The organism is Microbacterium sp. DT81.1, from assembly GCF_049844955.1.
Classification (GTDB): domain Bacteria; phylum Actinomycetota; class Actinomycetes; order Actinomycetales; family Microbacteriaceae; genus Microbacterium.
In genome coordinates this window covers 1-19,352 of record NZ_JBNCMA010000009.1, presented here as the reverse complement: position 1 = coordinate 19,352, position 19,352 = coordinate 1, and the positions used below count along the sequence as shown (strand labels likewise).

Sequence of the window (19,352 nt, the reverse complement as noted above, 5' to 3'; positions counted from 1 at the left end):
GGAGGGCAGAGGAATGCGGGTGCGCACCGACTCCCGCGGAGAGCCGAGCGATGCGGGCGGGTGTCAGCCGACGCACCCTGCTGGGCGTGGGGACGGCTGGCCTGGTCGCCGCGATCGTGGGTGGCCCGCCGCTGCCGGCAGCGTTCGCGGCCACCTATCCGTCCTGGGATGACGTGCAGGCAGCAAAAGTGAACGAAGCGACAAAGGCTGCCGAGGTGCAGCGGATCCAGGGTTTTATCCAAAGCCTCACTGGCGAAGTGGCGCGCACCCGCACCGCGGCCGAGCAGGCCGCGGGCGCGTTCTACACCGCCCAGCAGGAGTACTTCGAGGCGGCCGTCCGAGCGGACACGTTGCAGTCCCAGGCTGATGCGGAAGCAGCGAACGCGACCGACGCGGCGAACAAAGCCGGCCGTGTTGCCGCGCAGCTGTACCGAGACGGCGACACGACCTCGCTCGAGCTGTTCTTCTCGGGCTCCGCCGCCACCGCGGATGACCTGCTCACCCGGCTGGGCGTGATGGACAAACTGCTGGAACGCAACCAGAGGGTGTATGCCACCGCGATCACCGCGCGCAATGCTGCGCAGAGTTTGACCGATCAGGCGGTCGTGGCCCGAGATGAGCGCGACCGGCTGCAGACGTTAGCGGAGCAGAAGATGTTCGAATCGCAGCAGGCCACCGATGCCGCCCAAGCAGCCCTCGACGCCCAGACACTCAACCTTGGTCAATTGCAAGCCCAACTCGCCGCTCTCCAAGACACCACGGCGAAGACCATCGCCGATTATCAGGCCGGGGTCGAAGCTGCCCGCATCGCCGAGGAGCAACGCCGAGCGGCGGAACGAGCAGAGGTTGAACGTCTCGCCGCCGCAGGCGACGGAGGGGGTGTGGTCAGTTCTGGGTGGGCACGGCCGACATCCGGGCGTCGCACATCAGACTTCGGGCCGCGCAGCTCGCAATGCGGCAACGGGTACTGCTCGACCAGCTACCACTACGGCGCCGACCTGAGCGGTGGCTGCAGCGCCGGGATCTACGCCGCCGCCGCCGGCACCGTCGTCTACGCCGGATACAACGGCGGCTACGGCAACTACATCAAAATCGACCACGGCGGCGGGATCGGCACCGGATACGCCCACATCCGCAACGGCGGGTTCAACGTGGGATACGGCCAGCGCGTGAACGCCGGCGACCTCATCGGCAGCGAAGGCAACACCGGAAACGCGTTCGGCTGCAACCTGCACTTCGAGGCCTACGTCAACGGGTCACCCGTCAACCCCATCAACTTCCTCGCCGACCGCGGCGTCTCCATCTAACCCGAAACGAAGGAGGACATCATGACTGACCAGCCCACCTCACCAACCGGCGATCACCCCCAGAGTCCCCCCACCAGGCGCAGCCTGCGCCACACCGCACCCCTGCCACATGCCGGCATCCTGACGCCCCCACCCCTACGGCGCACGACCGCACGTAAGTCCGCTCCCCGCGGGTCCAATGCGCTCCGCCCGATGCGGTCCCTGGCGGTCCTCACGATGGTCACCGGCCTGGTCGCCACCGTCGCGCTACCCGCATACGCTGCCTGGCAGCCGGCAGACGCAGAGATCTCGACACTGCAGCAAGTTGCCTCGGACGACGCACAATCCCTCGTCGTGGCCTCCGACTCAGCCGCAGGACAGCTCTCTCGGGAAAGCTACGCCGCAACCACCCAGGCGGAGATCGACCAGAAGAAGGCGGCAGAAGCAGCCGCAGCCCGCGCCCGCGACGCAGCCCGCGTCGCGTCGGTGCCGTTCGACTACAACTTGGTGTCACCTGGCAGCGGGACCGTGCGCTGGCCGGTGGGCGGTCCCTTCACCGTGACCGACAGGTTCGGCGCTCGAGGCGGCGCGCACATGGGTACCGACATGGTCGCCGCCGGTGGTACCCCCGTCTACGCATCCGTCGACGGCGTCGTGCGGATCTCGCAAGACAGCTACAACGCCTACGGCGTCACCGTCGTGTTGGAATCCGTCCTGAACGGGCAGCAGATCAGCACGGTGTACCCACACATGCAGGCCGGAAGCCGACAAGTCGCCGTCGGCCAAACGGTCACCGCCGGTCAGCTGGTCGGTCTCGTTGGCAGCACTGGCCGTTCCACCGCAAACCACCTGCATTTCGAGGTGTATCTCGACGGAACCGCCGTCGACTCGCTGGCCTGGCTAGAAGCGAACGCAGGCTGACTGTGCCGTCACGCATTCGCCACGCCACCATGCTCTTCCCCAGCCCCGTGATCACAACGATGAAGAGGACGACCCTGCCATGACCGGACCCGATGCGCTCTCCCTCGACGGCATCTCACTGCTGCTGGTATGGACGGCGATCGCCACCTACCTGCTCGCATTCATCGCGTACACCGTGGACCTCGCCCAACGCTCCGTCCCCACCAGCATCCCGCAGCGAGAGCCGCTCCTGGTCAGCGCGGGCACAGCCGACAGCTCGCAGACGAACACCGCTCAAGCTGGCCCGCTCGACAGCAGTCATCCACCGCCCGCCCAGCGGCAACGACTGCTGTGGGCGCGGATAGGGACATCGCTGACGGTCCTCGCGTTCCTGTTCCACCTGGCTGGCACCATCCTGCGCGGAATCGCCGCTGAACGGGTGCCGTGGGCGAACATGTACGAGTTTGCGCTGACCGGCACTGTCCTGACTGTCGCGGTGTACCTGCTGGTGCTCCGCCGCTTTGACCTCCGGTTCTTGGGCGCGTTCCTGATCGGCATGGTGGTGCTGCTCCTTGGCGGGGCGACGATCACGTTCTACGTCGACGTCGTCCCGCTGATGGACCCACTCAAGAGCGTGTGGCTGGTCATCCACGTCTTCGTCGCCTCGCTCGCCACCGCCCTGTTCGCAATCGCATGCGGCCTCTCCATCACCCAGCTCATGCAAGCACGCCGTGAACGCCGCGCTCAGGCATCCTCGGAAACTGCCCGCCCCTCCGGCCCCGGGTTCCTGCGCACTCTGCCCCCCGCCGACGCGCTCGAATCGCTCGCCTACCGGTTCGCGATCGTGGGGTTCGTGTTCTGGACGTTCACTCTGATCGCCGGCTCGATCTGGGCGAACGACTCCTGGGGCCGCTACTGGGGCTTTGACACCAAGGAAGTGTGGACGTTCGTGATCTGGGTGCTCTACGCCGGCTACATCCACGCCCGCGCGACAAGGGGATGGCGTGGCACCCGCTCCGCGTGGCTGTCCATCATCGGGTTCGTTGCGGTGCTGTTCAACTTCACGATCGTCAACATGTTTTTCAAAGGCCTCCACGCCTACTCCGGGCTCAGCTGAGTCCTCTTCCGTGATCCGCCCGAGCCCAGAACCGAAAGCGCGCATATGACCCCGAATCGATCGAATCCGGCCAACAAACCTCAGCACGGTCAGGTGACCGTCAAGCAACAGCGCGAGCAGAAGCGCCAGGAGAAATTGGTCGAGTATCAGAAGCAGCTCGCCAAACGCCGTCGGAGCAAACTGGTCTGGTGGGTGGTCGGTTCGACGGCGGCTGTGGTGATCATCGGCCTCGTTGTCGCATCAGTCGTGCTCGCTCCGTCACCGCCACGACAGTATGAGGCCGGTAGTGAGGGGGCCACCATCGACGGTGTAGAGACCTTCGAGAATACGGCTGAGCACGTCGAGGGTGTTGTGGAGTATGAGCAAAGCCCTCCGGCAGGCGGGCCGCACAATGCTGTCTGGCTGAACTGCGGCGTCTATGACCAACCGGTGCCGAATGAGAACGCGGTCCACTCCATGGAGCACAGCGCTGTGTGGGTGACGTATAACCCCGATGAGGTCGCGGGCGATGAACTCGCAGCACTCAAAAGCCACTTGCCCTCGACCTATGTCGTTCTTTCCCCCTATGAGGGTCTGGAAACGCCGATCGTGATGTCCAACTGGAACCAGCAGCTGAAGGTTGACTCGGCCGACGACGAGCGCATAGGTGAGTTCTTCGAGGAGTACTGGCGCAGCCAGAACGCCCCCGAGCCGAACGCCGCCTGCACTGGCGCGTACGACGCCCCCGGAAAGCAATGAACCCCAGCGAAACCCTTTGCGCGGCCCCAGCCCGAGGATGGCGTCAGTGGCGGAACGTCATCCTTGTATCGCTCGCGATCGGCGCGCTGGCATTCGCCACGGGACGCTTCTCGACCTTCGGGTCGCAGGGCGCTGGCGCTCCTGGTATTGACTCTCCCGAAGCCGGCTTCTCACGTGACATGCAGGTGCATCACGCTCAGGCCATCCAGATGGCCATGGAAATTTACCGAAAGACTGCCGACGACGAACTGAGGATCTTCGCCTACGACATCGCCACCGGGCAGGCTGGCCAGCGCGGCGAGATGTTCGACTGGCTCGTGCAGTGGGGTCTGCCACAGTCGGGTAGCCCGATGATGAAGTGGATGGATGCCCCTCCGGTCGGGAGCGGCCACGCCATGTCTGACGGTGCGGCCATGACGGAGGAAGAGGCACGCATTGAAATGGGGATGGCTTCAGCTGACGAGATCACCGCTCTGCAGGCCACGACCGGGCAGCAGGCTGATTGTCTCTTCCTCGGGCTGCTCATCCGCCACCACGAAGGCGCCATCCCTATGGCCGAAGCGCTCATCGAACTCGGCTCAGATCCGCGTGCCCTGACCGTTGCGGAGAACATCAAGAACGGACAGGCCGCCGAGATCAGCGCTATGGAGTCCATGCAGGCGCGAATGGGCTGCGAATAGCACACGATAGCGCCACGCCCCGGCTGGTGAAGCGACCGCTCCGCCTGGTTGCGCATAGACCGAACCGAAAGAGTAACCGTGACCTCAAGGCCCAAAAAGTTGTGCAGGCGAGCCCGCTGCAATCCTGTGCACGCGGGGTACAACTGATGTCGTCCGCCAGAAATGTGAGGTACCGAAGACTGCGGGCCGTTGGGCCGGCAATCCTCGTTGTGGTGGCATTCGCTGCCCTGGTCGGCGCACTGGCATTCGGTGGCGGCGCCGCCGAACTGTCATTAGACGACGCAGGCCCGATCGTCCGCTGGGGACTTCCGGCCGCAAAGCTGACCGTGAACCTCGCTGCCGCGGGCATGGTCGGTGTGCTCGTGACGGCGCTATTCACGCTCCGCGCCGGTGAGCGCGAGTTCGATGTCGCCCTTGACGCCGCCTCGATCTCCGCCGCCGTGTTCACCGTCGCCGCCGGCGCAACCGGATTCCTCACATTTCTCAGCGTGTTCAACCCCGCGCTCAACGCAGGACCGCAGTTCGGCGCCCAGCTCGGTCGTTTCCTCGTCGAGCTCGAGGTGGGCCGCACCTGGCTGATCACGACGGTTGCGGGCGCAGCACTCACCGTGCTCACCTTCGCTGTACGATCCTGGGTCGGCACGTTCGTCGTTGCGCTGCTCGCAATCGCCTCGCTCGTGCCGATGGGCACACAGGGACACTCCGGCGATGATGCCTTCCACCACGAGGCGATGATGGCGCTCATTCTGCACATCATCGGCGCCGCGGTGTGGCTCGGCGGGCTGCTCCTGCTCATCGCCGTCCGTCCCGTCCCTGATCGGCGCCGCATCCCCGATGTCGTCGCCCGGTACTCGAGCATCGCCCTTGCCGCGTTCGTGCTCGTCGCCGTGTCCGGCACGGTCCGTGCGGCCATTGGACTACAGGGGTGGTCTGCCCTGTTCTCTCCCTATGGTGCGATCTTGGGCGTCAAAGTCATCACGCTCATCGGGCTCGGACTCTTCGGCGTGTGGTACCGCGCTCGGCTGGTCGGCAGGATGCGCGACTCTGACGCGGCATCCCACGCCTTCTGGACACTGATCGCCTTCGAGCTGGGATTGATGGGCCTGGCCAGCGGCGCCGCAGCAGCGTTGGCACGCACCCCGCCCCCCAACCCGGTCCCGCTCCCCGCGATCCCGTCCGCAGCTGAACGCCTTACCGGTGCACCGTTGCCCCCGGAGCTCACGATCGAACGGTGGGTCACCGCCTGGAACGTTGACCTTTTGTGGGCTGTGGTCGCTGGCTTCGCGGTCTTCTTCTACCTCGCCGGGGTGTGGCGGTTACGCCGCCGCGGCGACGCGTGGCCGGTCTACCGCACGATCCTCTGGGTCGCGGGAATGGTGCTACTGGTATGGGTCACCGGGGGTGTTATCAACGTCTACCAGGACTACCTATTCAGCATGCACATGGTCGGACACATGCTCCTCACGATGGCGATCCCGGTGCTGCTGGTCGCAGGAGCTCCGGTGACGCTCGCCGCCCGAGCGATCCGCAAGCGTGACGACGGCACCCGCGGCGGCCGTGAGTGGATCCTGTGGGCCGTGCACTCCCCAGTCGCGCGCGTGCTGACGAACCCATTTGTCGCGGCCGGCCTGTTCATCGGGTCGCTGTGGATCTTCTACTACACCAACCTGTTCCGATGGTCGTTGTATGACCACCTCGGTCACCAATGGATGATCGCCCACTTCCTCATCACCGGCTACCTGTTCGTACAGTCACTGATCGGCATAGACCCGGTGCCGTGGCGGCTGCCATACCCCGGCCGGCTACTGCTGCTCATCGGAATTATGGCGATGCACGCCTTCTTCGGCATCGCCATCATGATGCAATCGGGGCTGATGGTCGCCGAGTGGTTCGGAGCGATGGGCCGCACCTGGGGAGCCACACCGCTGGAAGACCAGTACACCGGCGGCGGCATCGCCTGGTCGATCGGCGAGATCCCAACCCTCATCCTCGCGATCACCGTCGCGATCCAGTGGAGCCGTAGCGACGCACGCGAGACCAAGCGCCGCGACCGGCACGCTGACCGCACCGGCGAAGCCGAACTGGATGCGTACAACGCACGCCTGCGCGAGCTCGCCATGCGCGACACCCGCGACCGCAAATGATCGCCTCATCGGAAGGATCTATCGAGATCCGCGCAGGAGGCGCCGCATGACAACAAAGGAACAGCTCGACGAACGCTACGGCCGCGCTTCGCACCCCGCCCGCAGCCGCGCGCGGTGGATCATCCTCACGGTTGCGGCCGCCGTGGCAGTCGTGGCGCTCTCATGGTTGACCGTCTCGAACTCCGCTGACGATGTCGGATACGACGAGACCGGTTTCGAGCTGGTCGACGCACGCACTGTGACCGTGTCGTTCCAAGTCACCCCACCTACGAACACAGCCTTCGCCTGCGCCATCAAAGCCCTGGACGAAGACTTCGGCGTCGTGGGTTGGCGAGTCGTGAAATACTCCGCGTCGGAGTCGGTGACGCGAGCGTTTCTCGAGACCATTCCGACTGTCGCCCAGGCCACGACCGGCACAGTCCACTCGTGCTGGGCCAGATAACCGCAGTCAGAAAGGCCACCCGCCACGGAACGTTTCGGGCTTGCAGGCCCTGGAGATTCCTCCGACACGTGGATGCCGGGCACTCGCGCACCGGTAGGAGGATCATTGAGGGATGATCATCGAAGTGCTTCATATCGACGACTGCCCAAGTTGGGTCGAGGCGGGCAACCGGCTGCGGGAGGCGTTGGACACCACCGGGTTCGGCGACGCGAAGATCAACTATCGAGTCCTGAGGACGACCGACGAGGTTGCGGGGGTTCCGTTTGCGGGATCGCCCACAATCCTTCTAGACGGCGAGGATCTGTTCCCGGGCATCGCACGCACCTCCGACCTCGCGTGCCGGGTCTACGCCACCGAGAGGGGCCTCGCTGGGATGCCGTCGAACTCGCAGTTCATTGAGGCGTTGGCCCCCCATGGACGGTGATGCACTCGTAGAGTGCTCCTGCTGCGGCAGGAGCCTCCCAGAAGAAAAGTCCACGCACTGAGCCGCCAAGCAGGTTTCCTATGCCGGCGGTGCGGCCTCTGGATCGCGCTAAGGCCACACAGCGACGCGTCAGACTAGTGATATCTGCGTATGAACGTTGATGAGCAGGGGTGTGGATATCGCATCGACAGCTCGTAGACGAAAGCGCAGGACAGACAATGATCAGCGTGGGCACCGCGGCAGTGAACACGACCTCAATTCCGCCGACCAGATATCTAACATCTTTGCCGTAGCGATCGCTGCCGCTCTTTCACTGCATCTAGTGCAATGAAAAGTCGCACCAGTGCAACGAAAGGGCGACAAGTGCAACGTGACGACGTTTCCGACAACGACCGTGGGCACGTTCTCGAGGGCCGGATTGAACACCCGCTCGAAAGAGACGTAGGCGCTGTTGACGTCGACGTGGGCGAGCATTCAGGGCCGCCGCAGGTGGTGGATCACAAAGGTCGCCACACCCCAGATCACGAGCTCGGAGAGCTCCTGCACGACGATGTCCGGGTAGTCAGCACTCTCGGATCTCAACGTGACCCGCCCCGACGACACCTGCAGCCGTTTGATTGTCAGCTGCCCGTCGAGCACTGCCACCACGACATCGCCGTCCCGCGGCCGCTTCGATCGGTCGACCAGGAGCTCGTCGCCGTCACTGATGCCGGCGCCGGTCATCGAGTGCCCCGACGCGCGCACGCTGAAAGTCGCTTCCTCGTCGTCGATGAGCATCGCGGTCAGGTCGATCGGGCCGTCGTAGTAGTCCTAGGCGGGGGAGGGGAACCCGCACGCCACGGCGACCGGAGCCGCCTGCAAAATGGCGGCGGCGGTGGTCTCGTCGACGGGCCGCGGAGAGAGCGCCAGCATGGCTGCCTCCCGCCTCTTCTAGAACATGTGACCGATTCAGAGTATGCGAGGCGCACCCGATATTAGAACAGGTATCCTGCATCGCGCACGGTGTCTGGTGCAAGACTGGGGCCATGACCCCGATGCCGACCGACGACGAGGAGATCGCCGCGATTATCCGGCAGCGGCGTGCCTCGCCCCGTCTGATCGGCCCATGATGCCCACACCCGTCGTCGACGCCGAGCCGGTCTCCGCCTCTCAGGCGCGCGCCGCATGGCAGACCGGTGTCGCACCCCTACTCGAGGCCTTCCCCGATCACGCGGGCGACATCCTCCGCGCGATCGCCTTCGCTCACCGCGCCCCCTTCCCCGTGCCAGTGTTCATCACCGGACGCGCCGGCGCCGGCAAGACGACCCTCGCCCGCACGATCGGCGAGCTCACCGGCCGTAGCGCAACACTCGAGCTCCCTCAGCGATCACTCGCGTCCATCCGCAAGGCCGCGACACCGGGGGAGCCGCTCGTCCTCGATGACGCGGCGCCGGCGCACTCCCGCGCTCGGCCGGCGATGTTCACTCAGATCCAGGCCGAGGTCTACGCCAGCCGCAACTCCCCGCTGAACGCGGCATCCATCGTCGTCGCCACTGGTGAGCAGAAGATCGACGAGCTCAGCCTGCAGCGCACTCTCGCCACACGCATCAACAGACGCCGGGCACCGGGGAAGGTCTACGAACAGCTGCACAGCGCCGCCGCGGCCGCCGCGCGACTGAGCGTGCACACGTTCCTGCAGGCACAGATCCCGCGCGTCACACTGAGTCGCGCCGACAGCGCCGCCACACGCCTCGCCCTCGGCGTCGACATCGAACACGAACGCCGCCGCGACGCCGCACTTCACGTCGGCGGAGTGCTGCTGCGCGCACTCGAGCTCGACGCCGGAACCAGCCGGCACCGGATGCCGCGCGAAGACAGCATCCTCGTCGGCGTCTACGCCGCGCTGCAGTACGTCCTCGACAACGGCGCACTCCTGGGCGGCCGTGCCACCGCCGGCGACTGGATACTCGGTCGCAGGGACGAGGACTACCTGTACGTGATCCCCGGCGAGCTCATGCCCTTCATCCGAGCCGAGCTCAACGACACCACGCTGACGAGCAATGCCGTCGCGGCCGCGCTCGAGAACCGCGGCGTGCTCTACCCCTCACGGCGCCAAGGCCGAAGCATCCCCCGCAGCATCAACGGGACTCTGACTCGCGTATGGCGCCTCAGTCCCGGCCTGCTCATCTGACACGACACGCCGGATCTCTCACCCAGATCCGTTGAGCGATCCCTGGTTTGCCAACCGCCGGGGCCTCCTCGTGACGTTTACGAGGCATGAAATCGGGAAAAATCTGTCGACAGCCTTTACGTGTTTTGGGGGTTCCGTGCCAGCCTACCGAAACAATGTGTTCCAGGTGTTCCGCCCTTGACCAGGAGTTTTTGTGCGAGCGGTGGAACTTGGAACCCGTAGGTGTTCCGCTCCTAAAGTTAGTTTGATCAGGTATTTATAGTCGCTTGGAACACCTGGAACACATTTTCAGGCACACACCCCCCGCACGCGCGATGTGTGTGCGCGCGCGAGAGTGTTCCAGGCGCACCGTCAACTTTTTCCCGGATCGGATGTCCGCGAAGGCGTGGATGATCGGCCTATATGAGTCATGGATCACTCAGAGCGCCGCGGCCGTGTCGCGACAGAAATCCCCACTCTGAATACGAGTAGTGGTAGACAAGTCACATGGCAGCACAGCAGGTACGTCGACGCGGCCCACAGCCGCGGGGTGATCGTGTCGGTGTCACGATGCGTGTCCCCGGCGATCACGCCGAGACGTACAAGCAGCAAGCCGACAGGCTCGGCATCCCGCTCAGCAGCTGGATCACGTTGGCTCTTGCTGAGCACGAAGGCCTGCCAGTCCCCGACTACGTCCAGAAAGAGATCCGCAAGGCCGCCGAGGAACGGGCAGCCCATGCGACGGAACAGGAGATCGACATGCTCGACATGCCTAAGTCCGCATAAAACAACTCACCCCTGCTGGTCGGCAAACCAACAGGGGTAATGAGTTTTGGGTCACGTCCTCCTGGCAGAGGACGCAAGGTATTTGATTCTGAATCAGACCGGAGAGGTCGTTCATGAGTATAGCGGCTGTATTGCGGTTGTCTAGCGTGCGTGTGCGTCGTGTCGCACACGCTGCGAGCCGCAGCGCACGCTACCCCGTGGGGGTGGCGCTGCGATGACTCTCGAGATCCCCGGCACCGCCGCCTCGATGAACTCCCTCGACCGCGTCTGGGAGGCGCTCGACCGTGGAGGCTTCAAGCCGACCCGTCGTGCGAACACCTTCAAGGCGCTCTGCCCGGTTCACGGTGACGCCAACCCGTCGCTGAGCGTGCGTTACGACCCGCAGGCTGGCAAGATCGCGCTGCATTGCTTCGGTTGCGAGGCCAGCGTCGCCGACATCACCGCTCAGCTGAGCCTGACGGTCAGCGACCTCTTCGACGCACCGCTGCCCGCTGATCGCCGCACGCAGAACAGGTCGCCCCGCCCCAAGCGACCTTCCCTCCCGCCACGACTGACCCGCGAGGAGCTCGCCACCCCCGCACCGGATCTGACCGGTGCGTCGTGGCAGCGGGTCAAGGCCTACGAGTACGTCGACGACAACGGCGTCGTGCAGCAGCGCGTTCACCGTGAGGAGACCGTCGTCGACGGCGTCCGACACAAGCGCTTCACCCAGAGCTACCGCGGCGCCAATGGCCGGTTCGTCAAGCGCAAGCCCGAAGGCTTCGCCCCGCTGCTGTACAACCTGCGCGCCGTCACCACGACCGTCGCCGATGGCGGCGAGGTCTGGCTGCTCGAGGGCGAGAAGGATGCCGACAACGCGATCGCCCAGGGACTGGTCGCTACGACCAACGCTGGCGGCGCCACCGCGTTCCCCGCCGAGCTCGTCGACCGTTTCCGCGGCGGCCGCGTGCACCTGGTCGTCGACAACGACCACGCCGGCTACAAGCGGGCCGCATCCGTGACCGCGCAGCTGCTGAACGAACGCATCGAAGCCCGCTCCTACTTGCCTTCTCTCACCGAGCGCAAAGCCGACTTCACCGACCACCTCGAGGCGGGCGGGACGATCGACACCCTCGTCGAGATCTCCGTCGACGACGCCACCGCACTCGACGCCGCGGCCGAGGCCGCGAAGCTGCTTGGACAGGTCGAGATCTGCCTCAAAGAGGCCCGCGCCCAGCTGGACGCCAGCGACCAGGACCGCGCCACCGCTGAACGCAACGCCGAGGCGTGGGCGCGGGAGTCCGCGCAGCGGCTCGACCGGATCACGTCGCTGCAGCCCACGCTCGCCGACACCCTCAGCGAGCGGGCAGAGGCCGCACGGGACGAGCTCGCCGCCACGATCACCGCGGCCGCGGAGATCTCCCGCGACACCTTCGCCCTGGCAGGCCTCGACATCCCCCAGGGCGTCGTCGCAGCGATCGGCACGGCACCCGAGCTCGAGGACACCGAGCCCGACGTCGACGAGCGGCCCGCCCGCGATCCCCGCACTCTCACCGTCACCTTCCAGACCGGCAACGGCACCGGCGGAGGCAAGGGCGGCAGCGGCTCCACCGGTGGCGGCCGGCCTCGTTTCGACGGTGGCGACTCGGGCAAGCGCGCCACGATCAAGCGCGAGGAGTACGACGTCGTCGACGGGATCACCGTCAGCGTGAAGTGGGCGCCGGCTGACGAGGCCGGCGAGGACGGCAAGACCAAGTGGGAGCCGCGCTACACCGCGGTTCTCAACGGATGGGCAGAGATCGAGACTGTCGCAGTCGAAGATGACGGCACCGATAGCGAGATCGCCCGCGCCCCCCACATGATCTCGATCCGGTTCTACCGCTACATCCGCGATGCCCGCGGCAGCGCCATCGTCGACGAAGAGACCGGGCACCCGCAGATCGAATCAACGCTGGTGAAGTTCGACGAGGAGCAGCTGCGCACCGGCACCTGGTCGCAGGCGCTGCCGTGGCCGAACCTCATCGAGTCCACCACTCGCCGCGGCAAGGATCAGGCATGGGACGCGATCCGCAAAGCCCGCCAGACGGTCGCGAGCAACAGCCTCGTCTACACGACGCTCGGCTGGCGCACCGGCGCAGACGGGCAGCCGTTCTTCGTCCACTCAACCGGCGCGATAGGCCAGGACGGCGCGATCGACAATGTCGAGGTCAAGCCGTCGCTGTTCAACGTGTTCGCCCTCCCGGCGCCGTCGACGGACGCCGACGAGCTCCGCGCCGCGTGGCACAAGGGCACCCTCGAGGCCAAGGACTCCTGGCTGCTCGGCCGCGCACTCGCACCGCTGCTCGCACAGTCCTGGGGATCGGTGCTCAAGCCCAACGACGCGACCGTGCACCTGGTCGGCGGCCGCGCCTCCCTCAAGTCCGCACACGGGCGTCTCGCCGTGCAGTACTTCGCCCCCGAAGTCCACTACCACGGCGTCAAGGAAATGCTCTCGGGATCAGCGAAGGGCGGCTCCGCGCTAGGTCTGATCCGCAGCGCGAACACTGTCTCGCACCTGCCGCTGCTCATCGATGACTTCGCCCCGGACGGCAACGCCAAGCAAGCTCAGAACCGCCTCGGCGAGCTCGCCCGTATGCGGTTCAACTCCACCGGCCGGAAGGTCTCGACCCAGCGCGGCGGAGTGCGCGAAGACCGCCCCATCGAAGCGAACCTCATCACCACCGGCGAGCTCACCGCCACCGGCTCCGCCGACACCCGCATCCTGAACATCCCGCTGCACCCCCAGTCCGTCGACAAAGGCAAGGCCCTCTTCGGGCGCCTCGAGTCACGCAGCTACCGCGCCGCCCGCGCCCTCCTCGGCTCCTCGCTGATCCACTGGGTCGCCCAGCACCGCGACCAGATGCTCGAGGAGATCCAGGTCGCCGTCGAAGGCGACGCACCCTCGCCCCTGGCCACCGACTCCTACTGGGAACAGCGCCTCGCCGACCTGCCCCACGACTCCGGCGTTCGCAACCGCCTCGAGAACATCGCGGTCGACCTCGACCGCGGGATCTACATCATGCTGAAGATGCTCCGCGAGTACGGTGCGATCACCAAGGAAGAGGCCGTCGAGTTCTACGCCTGGGGCCGCGACGGGATCTACGACGCCGTCGCCCTGCAGGACTCCGCCTCCTCGGATGCCGGCGAACTGCTGCTCGGCTTCCTCCGCGAGGCACTGATCTCCGGCGGCGCACACCTGAGCACCCAGCACGGCGACGCACCGATGGATGCCGCCAGCCTCGGCTGGGTCGGCCAAAGCGCCGGCGAAATGCCCCAGTGGCGGCCGATGGGCTCCCGCATCGGCGTGATCGTCGGCGAGGGCGACGCGCAGCGCGTCTACCTGATCCCGTCCGTCGCGATTGGCGTCGCCAACACCGTCGCCTCCCGGGCCGATGAAGTGTTCTCCGAGACGACCCACTCGATCGCGAGCTCGTTCGAGAGTCACGGCTGGCTCACCAAAGACCACGAGGGCAAGCGCTCCGGCGCCCGGCGCATCGGTGGGCAGAAGATCCGCGTCTGGGATCTCCCCCTGCACGCTCTGCTCGGCGCCGACGACGAGCCCGGCAGCGGCCCCACGTCTGACGACCCGAACAGCCCCGACACCAACCCCGGCCTGTTCGACACCGACCCGCAAAGCCCCACCGGCCCGGCCACTGATGGCACGGCCCCCGACGTCGACGAGCCGCCCATCGAGGAGCCGCCGGCCGACGAGTACCCGCCGACCGACCCGTACCTCGACGAGACGCCTGCCTCAGACGTCAGCGATACGGCCGCTGACGAGCCGGCGGCATCCGCCGAGGCTGAGGCCCCCGCGGCCCCGGCCCCCGCGGCCGCAACGCCGGCGGCGCGCACCACACCGCGCAGCGCGTTCCGCGCCTCCGTGGCGGTCCTGCACACCGATGGGGTGTGGCTGCCTGATGGGACACGCCTCGACCTCGACGAGCAGATCACCCACGCCGGCCAGGTCGCGATGCTCGCCTCCAAGCTCTCCCTCGGAACCCAGATCAACACCGGCCCCAGCAAGCTGCGCCGCACCGAACGCGGACAGATCTACGTCACCCACGACTTCGCTCTGACGCTCGGAATCCCGTTTGACAAGCTCCCCGCGCCGATCGCGTTCCGCTACCGCGAGAAGCTGCAGGAGGCCACCGCCGGCACCGCGTTCATCGCCGACGCCCGCACGGCCGGTTTCCAGGTCTCCGGCAAGGAATCCCTCGACCCGAGCATCGAGGTCTGGCACGACAACAACCCCGAGCTCGGCGTGCTCATCGGCTTCCTGCCCGCCCTGCCGCCCGCATTCCAGCAGGTCATCCTCGCCGACGACCCGACACCCCTCGTGGTCGCCGACCGGCTGCAGCGCTTCACCACGGCGCTGCGCTTCCCCTACCGCAAGACCCCCTCGAGCACCGGACTGGATCTCGCGTTCGCCCTGCATCCCCGCACCGAGCGTGAGCGCCTGTTCGACTCCTGCGAGTCACCCGCGGTGCTCCGCGAGGCGGGGCACTCCGAAACCGACCTCGACTGGCAGCGGACCCTCACACCCGACGAGCAGCAGCACAGCTGGGTGCACGCCTACGACCGTGGCGGCTCGTATCTCGCCGCTGTCGCCGGCCTCGAGGTCGGCATCGGCTCACCCACGCACCACCCCGAACCACTGCCGTTCACCAAGCTCCCCGGCTACTGGAACATCACCATCCCCGAGGACGGCCACTGGCTCACCCCCAACCTGTTCAGCCCCCGCGGCCTCAGCGGGCAGGCCACCCCCGGCACGCGAATCTGGGTCGCAACGCCCACCATGGAGCTCGCCGTCGAGCTCGGCGTCGAGCCCGAGATCCACGAGGCCTATCTGTGGCACGAGAAGGGCCGCATCTTTGACACCTGGCAGAAGCGGATGCGCGAGGCCCGCCAGCTGCTCGACACCGACAACCCCGACGATCAGATCGCCCGCGACCTGCTCAAGAAGGTCTACGTCTCCGGTCTCGGCATCATGGCTAGCGACCTGCACCGCAACGGCCGCCAGGGCTACGCCCCCCACCGCTACGACCACATCATCGCCAAGGCCCGCGCGAACATCCTGCGCCGCGTGTTCCAGATCGGCCGCGACACCAACCGCTGGCCAGTCGCGATCAGCAAGGACACGCTGATCTACACCAGCCCCGACATCGACGCCGTGAGCTCCTGGCCCGGAAGGCCCGAGCACTATGGACGCGGACTCGGCAGCTTCAAGTACGAAGGCACCGCCGCGCTCTCTGAGCACGCGAAGTACTTCACCGGCCAAGCCCGCCCCTACGAGGGTAAGAACGACCTCGGGGAGATCTTCTGATGCCCGACTACGACAACGACATCCCCGACTCCATCGCCCAGCGCAACGCCGTCTTCGAGTTCTTCACCGGCCAGGACTACACCACCGTCTCGTCGTCGCCGTCGAACATGCTCCGCTACCTGTTCGCCGGCAAGAGCGACCGCCACCCGATCGACACCAAGACCGCAGCCGCCCGCCTCGGCGTCTCACAGCGCACCGTGCAGCGCTGGGCAAAGGGCGACTCCAAGCCCCGCCCGGAGCTCCTCAAAAAGCTCGCCGACCGCACCCGCCAAACCGTGACCACCAAGCGCGGCCGCACACAGCTGGCGAAGAAAGCCCAGGCCTCACTCCCCGGCGACCGTCGCACCCTGATCATCCACGGCGTGCAGGGGCTCTCCTCCGACCCCCAGGACATGGGATACAACCGCAACGGCAACAGCTATATCCATCTCAGCGACGACGAGCAGCGCGGGCTGCTCGACGCCTGGGGCAACGGGGGAGACCAGGGCGCGCTGGGTTACCTCGAGGGGATCTACGCCCAACCCGGTCGCTACACCGACTCCGGCACCTGGCGCTTCCACGGCGTCGACGGCATGATGTGGCGCTGACCGCGTCGCCCATCATCACCCCGACGATCTGTGGTTGGGTCGCACCATGACATCCAGCCGCGCCGACACCGTCGACTACACAACGCAGTGCACCGTGCTCATCACGTACCTCGACGGCGATCGTCAGGACCGGCTCGTTTACGAACGCCCCCAGACGCAAGTCCCCGCCGGCCCCCTCAGTACGTTCGACCGCATCCGGATCTCGCAGTTCCCCACCGACGACGAGCTCACCGTCGAGGCGCGGAGAATCTTCGCCGACATGAAGCGGAACGACCGCATCGGCAAATCCTCGACGCTGAGCTCGGTCTTCATCGCCCGCACCGCGGCCGCCGCCCTCGAAATGAGCCTCTAGCTCAGACCCCGATGGCGCGCAGATACCCCGTCACATCGAGCCTCTGCAGCGGCAAGGCGTAGCCCGCCCGAGACGGGTGACGTGGATGCCCACTCTTGAGCAGGTCGCCGATCGACACCCACTCACAATCCGAGGCGTCAGTCACCGCCACGATGCCGGCCAACAGCTGCGGGAGGTAGCTGCGGGTCGCGATCAGCTCGCCCCACGCCCCCAACAGCGTCAACGGGCGACCATCCAGCAGCGCAGCGATGTGCTGCTCGTTCTCCTCCTGCAGGGCCGGCTCGTGCACCAGGTGCATACCTCTCGGGTCGGTCGACCGCTGCGGATAGAGGTTCAGCATCACCCAGCTGTCAAAGCCGTTCCGCTCCGCGAAGCCCATCACCTTGCTCACCGTCAGATCCGGATCTCCCGGCGCCGCCGTGCTCGGATTCACACCGACACAGATCAACGGATTCGCGCCCACCGTGCCCAGCACGAAGCGCGCCGAGTTGTCGACGTTATGCTCGTACAGCCACGCTCCGCTCACCATCACAGCCTCCCGTCTCTCACCGTAGACGCGCGTCGACGCTGCGCGATCGACCCCAACACCGCTAGTGTTATGTACGTCACATGCACTTTACTTTTACGGACAGGGAGGGACAGCAACATGGCCACGACGAACCCGCTGCAGCAGATCACCGACGTCGAGCTCGTCGGATACGACTACTTCGCCAAAGAGCTCGACGTCCAGCTGCGCACCATCTACGCCTACGCCAGCGAGACGAACGCGCAGCGCCTCGAGAACTTCCCGCGCCCCATCACACCCGCCGGCCACCGTCAGCCGCTGTTCACCAAGACTGCAGCCGACGAGTTCATCGAGAGCCGCCGGGCCGGCAGCACCACCGGCAAGGGCCGTGTGAAGGCCCGCCCGCTCACACAGGCCGAGGTCGACGCGCTCGAGGAAGCCGCGCGGATCCTCGGACGCGAAATTGACCTTCGCGATCGTCGTGCGCTGCGCGCAGCGATCTACGACCAGCTGGCCCTGCCGGTGCTCAACACGAGCGAGAAAGAGGGCCTGCCGGCCGTGGACACCGTCACGATCAAGAAACTGCACAAGCAGACCGGACACCCGTTCCTCTACCAGCTGCTCACCTTCCGCGGCCTCGACGTCGCACCCATCGACGCTCCCGCCGAGTAACCACACCCCTCAGCCACGATGACCGATCCCACGCCCCTCTGGCGCACCACCGAGCACGCGAACCTCGACGTGCTCGAACGGGCCTGGGGGGCGCATCGGCTGTCGCAGATCCTCGGCGCAGCGCTCGGCAGCTACAACCGCCGCGGGAACGTCGACGCACACACCGCCGGCGCCGTCCTCGGCGTCACAGAGGGCACCATCCGCCGCTGGGTGCGCAACGGCGTGCCCGCCGGCAAGATGCAGGCCGTCATCGACCTCGTGCGGCCGCCGCAGGGCGCCTTCGAGCTCGAACACTCCGATCTCCTCACCACCCGAGACAACCTCGCGATCGCCACGGCCGACCCCCACAAAGGCGCCGATCTCTGGGGGCACAAGGGCTGGCTCGATCGCCACGATCTCGCAATCGTCAAGATCGCCGGCGCCCCCGTGATGGTCGCCCGCATCGCGAAGCACGATCGCTCCGCCACCGCACAGCGGAACATGCTGCAGGGCGGCCTGAAAGACGAGCACGGCCACTACCTACCACCGGCCGAGATCCTCACCTTCTCGAACTACTTCGCCGCCGCTATCGCCCGCCTCGAGATCCTCGAAGACGTCTACCCCTTCCGCGTGCAGATGCCCGAAGGAAAGCTCAACCGCGGCGGGTCGAAGGCGTGGCTCGCCGAGGCACCCCGCAAGCCCCTGAGCTCCTACCGCCGCAACCCCCGCCGTCGCACCCGCAGCAAGGCCCAGGTCGGCATCCGCGCGATCGCAGAGTAGGTCACACCGGCGCGCAGCGCCGATCGCCGCGCATAGAGCCGGCATGACCATGTCCAAGAGATCCCACCGGTGCATCCGGCACGTCCGGCACATCTTCCACGAGTGGGCCAACCTCACCCGCGAGACCACACGCCTGCTGCTGTGGGGGAGCGCCGCAACCTACGGCCTGCAGACGGTGCTCGAGCTCATCGCCAACCTCGGCAGCTGACCCCCGCCCCCGGTCGACTCGGCTCGGCGCGCAGCGCCGAACCTTCACTGCCATGACCAACACCCCACGAAACCCCGTCCGGGTGCAGCGGCCGGCTTGCCGGGTGCCGTGGGATGGGCGCGCAGCGCTCAGCCTGCATCAAGTCTCTTATACACATCTCGCAGGGGATAGTCAGATGACGCTGCCGACGACAGTGGCACTGTGTAGATCTCGGTGGTCGCCGTATCATTAAAAAAATGTTTTTTTGTTGCAGGAGGGGGCG

The 19,352-nt window shown here is 66.4% G+C and carries 17 protein-coding genes and 1 pseudogene; 16 read left to right on the top strand and 2 right to left on the bottom strand.

From position 1 onward, the window contains the following. The first annotated feature begins 50 nt into the window (after positions 1 to 50). The 8 genes from ACLQ2Q_RS20390 to ACLQ2Q_RS20355 all read left to right on the top strand — a co-directional run bounded on the left by ACLQ2Q_RS20390 (position 51) and on the right by ACLQ2Q_RS20355 (position 7,731). The gene (locus ACLQ2Q_RS20390; RefSeq protein WP_425823353.1) at positions 51 to 1,307 is read left to right on the top strand and encodes a M23 family metallopeptidase; all 1,257 of its coding nucleotides are present in this window, start codon (positions 51 to 53) and stop codon (positions 1,305 to 1,307) included. 21 nt (positions 1,308 to 1,328) lie between these two features. Beyond that, entirely contained in the window at positions 1,329 to 2,207 is an 879-nt protein-coding gene (locus ACLQ2Q_RS20385) for a M23 family metallopeptidase (RefSeq protein ID WP_425823351.1), read from the top strand. Between the two features lie 79 nt (positions 2,208 to 2,286). Continuing rightward, positions 2,287 to 3,303, top strand: coding sequence for a c-type cytochrome biogenesis protein CcsB (gene ccsB, locus ACLQ2Q_RS20380; RefSeq protein ID WP_425823349.1), 1,017 nt, complete (start codon positions 2,287 to 2,289; stop codon positions 3,301 to 3,303). 45 nt (positions 3,304 to 3,348) lie between these two features. After that, the gene (locus ACLQ2Q_RS20375; protein ID WP_425823347.1) at positions 3,349 to 4,041 is read left to right on the top strand and encodes a DUF3105 domain-containing protein; all 693 of its coding nucleotides are present in this window, start codon (positions 3,349 to 3,351) and stop codon (positions 4,039 to 4,041) included. Continuing rightward, on the top strand, positions 4,038 to 4,721 hold the full coding sequence (locus ACLQ2Q_RS20370; protein WP_425823345.1) for a DUF305 domain-containing protein: 684 nt from the start codon (positions 4,038 to 4,040) through the stop codon (positions 4,719 to 4,721). Before ACLQ2Q_RS20375 ends, ACLQ2Q_RS20370 begins: the two co-directional genes overlap by 4 nt. 146 nt (positions 4,722 to 4,867) lie before the next feature. Next, positions 4,868 to 6,865, top strand: coding sequence for a cytochrome c oxidase assembly protein (locus ACLQ2Q_RS20365; protein ID WP_425823343.1), 1,998 nt, complete (start codon positions 4,868 to 4,870; stop codon positions 6,863 to 6,865). Positions 6,866 to 6,911: 46 nt separating this feature from the next. Next, positions 6,912 to 7,307 (top strand): DUF4307 domain-containing protein, encoded by a 396-nt coding sequence (locus tag ACLQ2Q_RS20360; protein ID WP_425823341.1) that lies wholly within the window; start codon positions 6,912 to 6,914, stop codon positions 7,305 to 7,307. A 112-nt stretch (positions 7,308 to 7,419) separates the two neighbouring features. Beyond that, positions 7,420 to 7,731, top strand: a complete 312-nt coding sequence (locus ACLQ2Q_RS20355) for a thioredoxin family protein (RefSeq protein ID WP_425823339.1) — start codon at positions 7,420 to 7,422, stop codon at positions 7,729 to 7,731. Between the two features lie 474 nt (positions 7,732 to 8,205). On the opposite strand, the pseudogene ACLQ2Q_RS20350 reads toward ACLQ2Q_RS20355, so the two are convergent. Further along, positions 8,206 to 8,643: pseudogene (locus tag ACLQ2Q_RS20350) on the bottom strand (LexA family protein). 193 nt (positions 8,644 to 8,836) lie between these two features. Here ACLQ2Q_RS20350 and ACLQ2Q_RS20345 point away from each other — a divergent pair. The 5 genes from ACLQ2Q_RS20345 to ACLQ2Q_RS20325 all read left to right on the top strand — a co-directional run bounded on the left by ACLQ2Q_RS20345 (position 8,837) and on the right by ACLQ2Q_RS20325 (position 16,946). Further along, complete coding sequence (locus ACLQ2Q_RS20345) at positions 8,837 to 9,901, top strand: hypothetical protein (RefSeq protein ID WP_425823337.1); 1,065 nt, start codon at positions 8,837 to 8,839, stop codon at positions 9,899 to 9,901. A 486-nt stretch (positions 9,902 to 10,387) separates the two neighbouring features. Further along, entirely contained in the window at positions 10,388 to 10,666 is a 279-nt protein-coding gene (locus ACLQ2Q_RS20340; protein WP_425823335.1) for a hypothetical protein, read from the top strand. Positions 10,667 to 10,880: 214 nt separating this feature from the next. After that, positions 10,881 to 16,007 (top strand): CHC2 zinc finger domain-containing protein, encoded by a 5,127-nt coding sequence (locus ACLQ2Q_RS20335; RefSeq protein WP_425823333.1) that lies wholly within the window; start codon positions 10,881 to 10,883, stop codon positions 16,005 to 16,007. After that, the gene (locus ACLQ2Q_RS20330) at positions 16,007 to 16,594 is read left to right on the top strand and encodes a helix-turn-helix domain-containing protein (RefSeq protein ID WP_425823331.1); all 588 of its coding nucleotides are present in this window, start codon (positions 16,007 to 16,009) and stop codon (positions 16,592 to 16,594) included. The genes ACLQ2Q_RS20335 and ACLQ2Q_RS20330 overlap by 1 nt, the downstream gene beginning before the upstream one ends. A 46-nt stretch (positions 16,595 to 16,640) precedes the next feature. Continuing rightward, a complete protein-coding gene (locus tag ACLQ2Q_RS20325; RefSeq protein WP_425823329.1) occupies positions 16,641 to 16,946 on the top strand; it encodes a hypothetical protein in 306 nt (101 codons plus the stop codon). 1 nt (position 16,947) lies between these two features. Here ACLQ2Q_RS20325 and ACLQ2Q_RS20320 read toward each other — a convergent pair whose 3' ends face one another. Continuing rightward, positions 16,948 to 17,472 carry a DUF1643 domain-containing protein gene (locus ACLQ2Q_RS20320; protein WP_425823327.1) on the bottom strand — a complete coding sequence of 175 codons (525 nt, stop codon included), beginning with the start codon at positions 17,470 to 17,472 and terminating at the stop codon, positions 16,948 to 16,950. Between the two features lie 120 nt (positions 17,473 to 17,592). On the opposite strand from ACLQ2Q_RS20320, the gene ACLQ2Q_RS20315 reads away from it, so the two are divergent. Genes ACLQ2Q_RS20315 through ACLQ2Q_RS20305 form a run of 3 tightly spaced genes read left to right on the top strand, consistent with a single transcriptional unit; the run spans position 17,593 to position 19,090 of the window. Beyond that, a complete protein-coding gene (locus ACLQ2Q_RS20315) occupies positions 17,593 to 18,123 on the top strand; it encodes a hypothetical protein (protein ID WP_425823325.1) in 531 nt (176 codons plus the stop codon). A gap of 18 nt (positions 18,124 to 18,141) precedes the next feature. Continuing rightward, positions 18,142 to 18,882: a hypothetical protein gene (locus ACLQ2Q_RS20310; RefSeq protein WP_425823323.1), complete on the top strand. Its 741-nt coding sequence runs from the start codon at positions 18,142 to 18,144 to the stop codon at positions 18,880 to 18,882. 43 nt (positions 18,883 to 18,925) lie between these two features. Beyond that, entirely contained in the window at positions 18,926 to 19,090 is a 165-nt protein-coding gene (locus ACLQ2Q_RS20305; RefSeq protein ID WP_425823321.1) for a hypothetical protein, read from the top strand. The last annotated feature ends 262 nt before the right edge of the window (positions 19,091 to 19,352 follow it).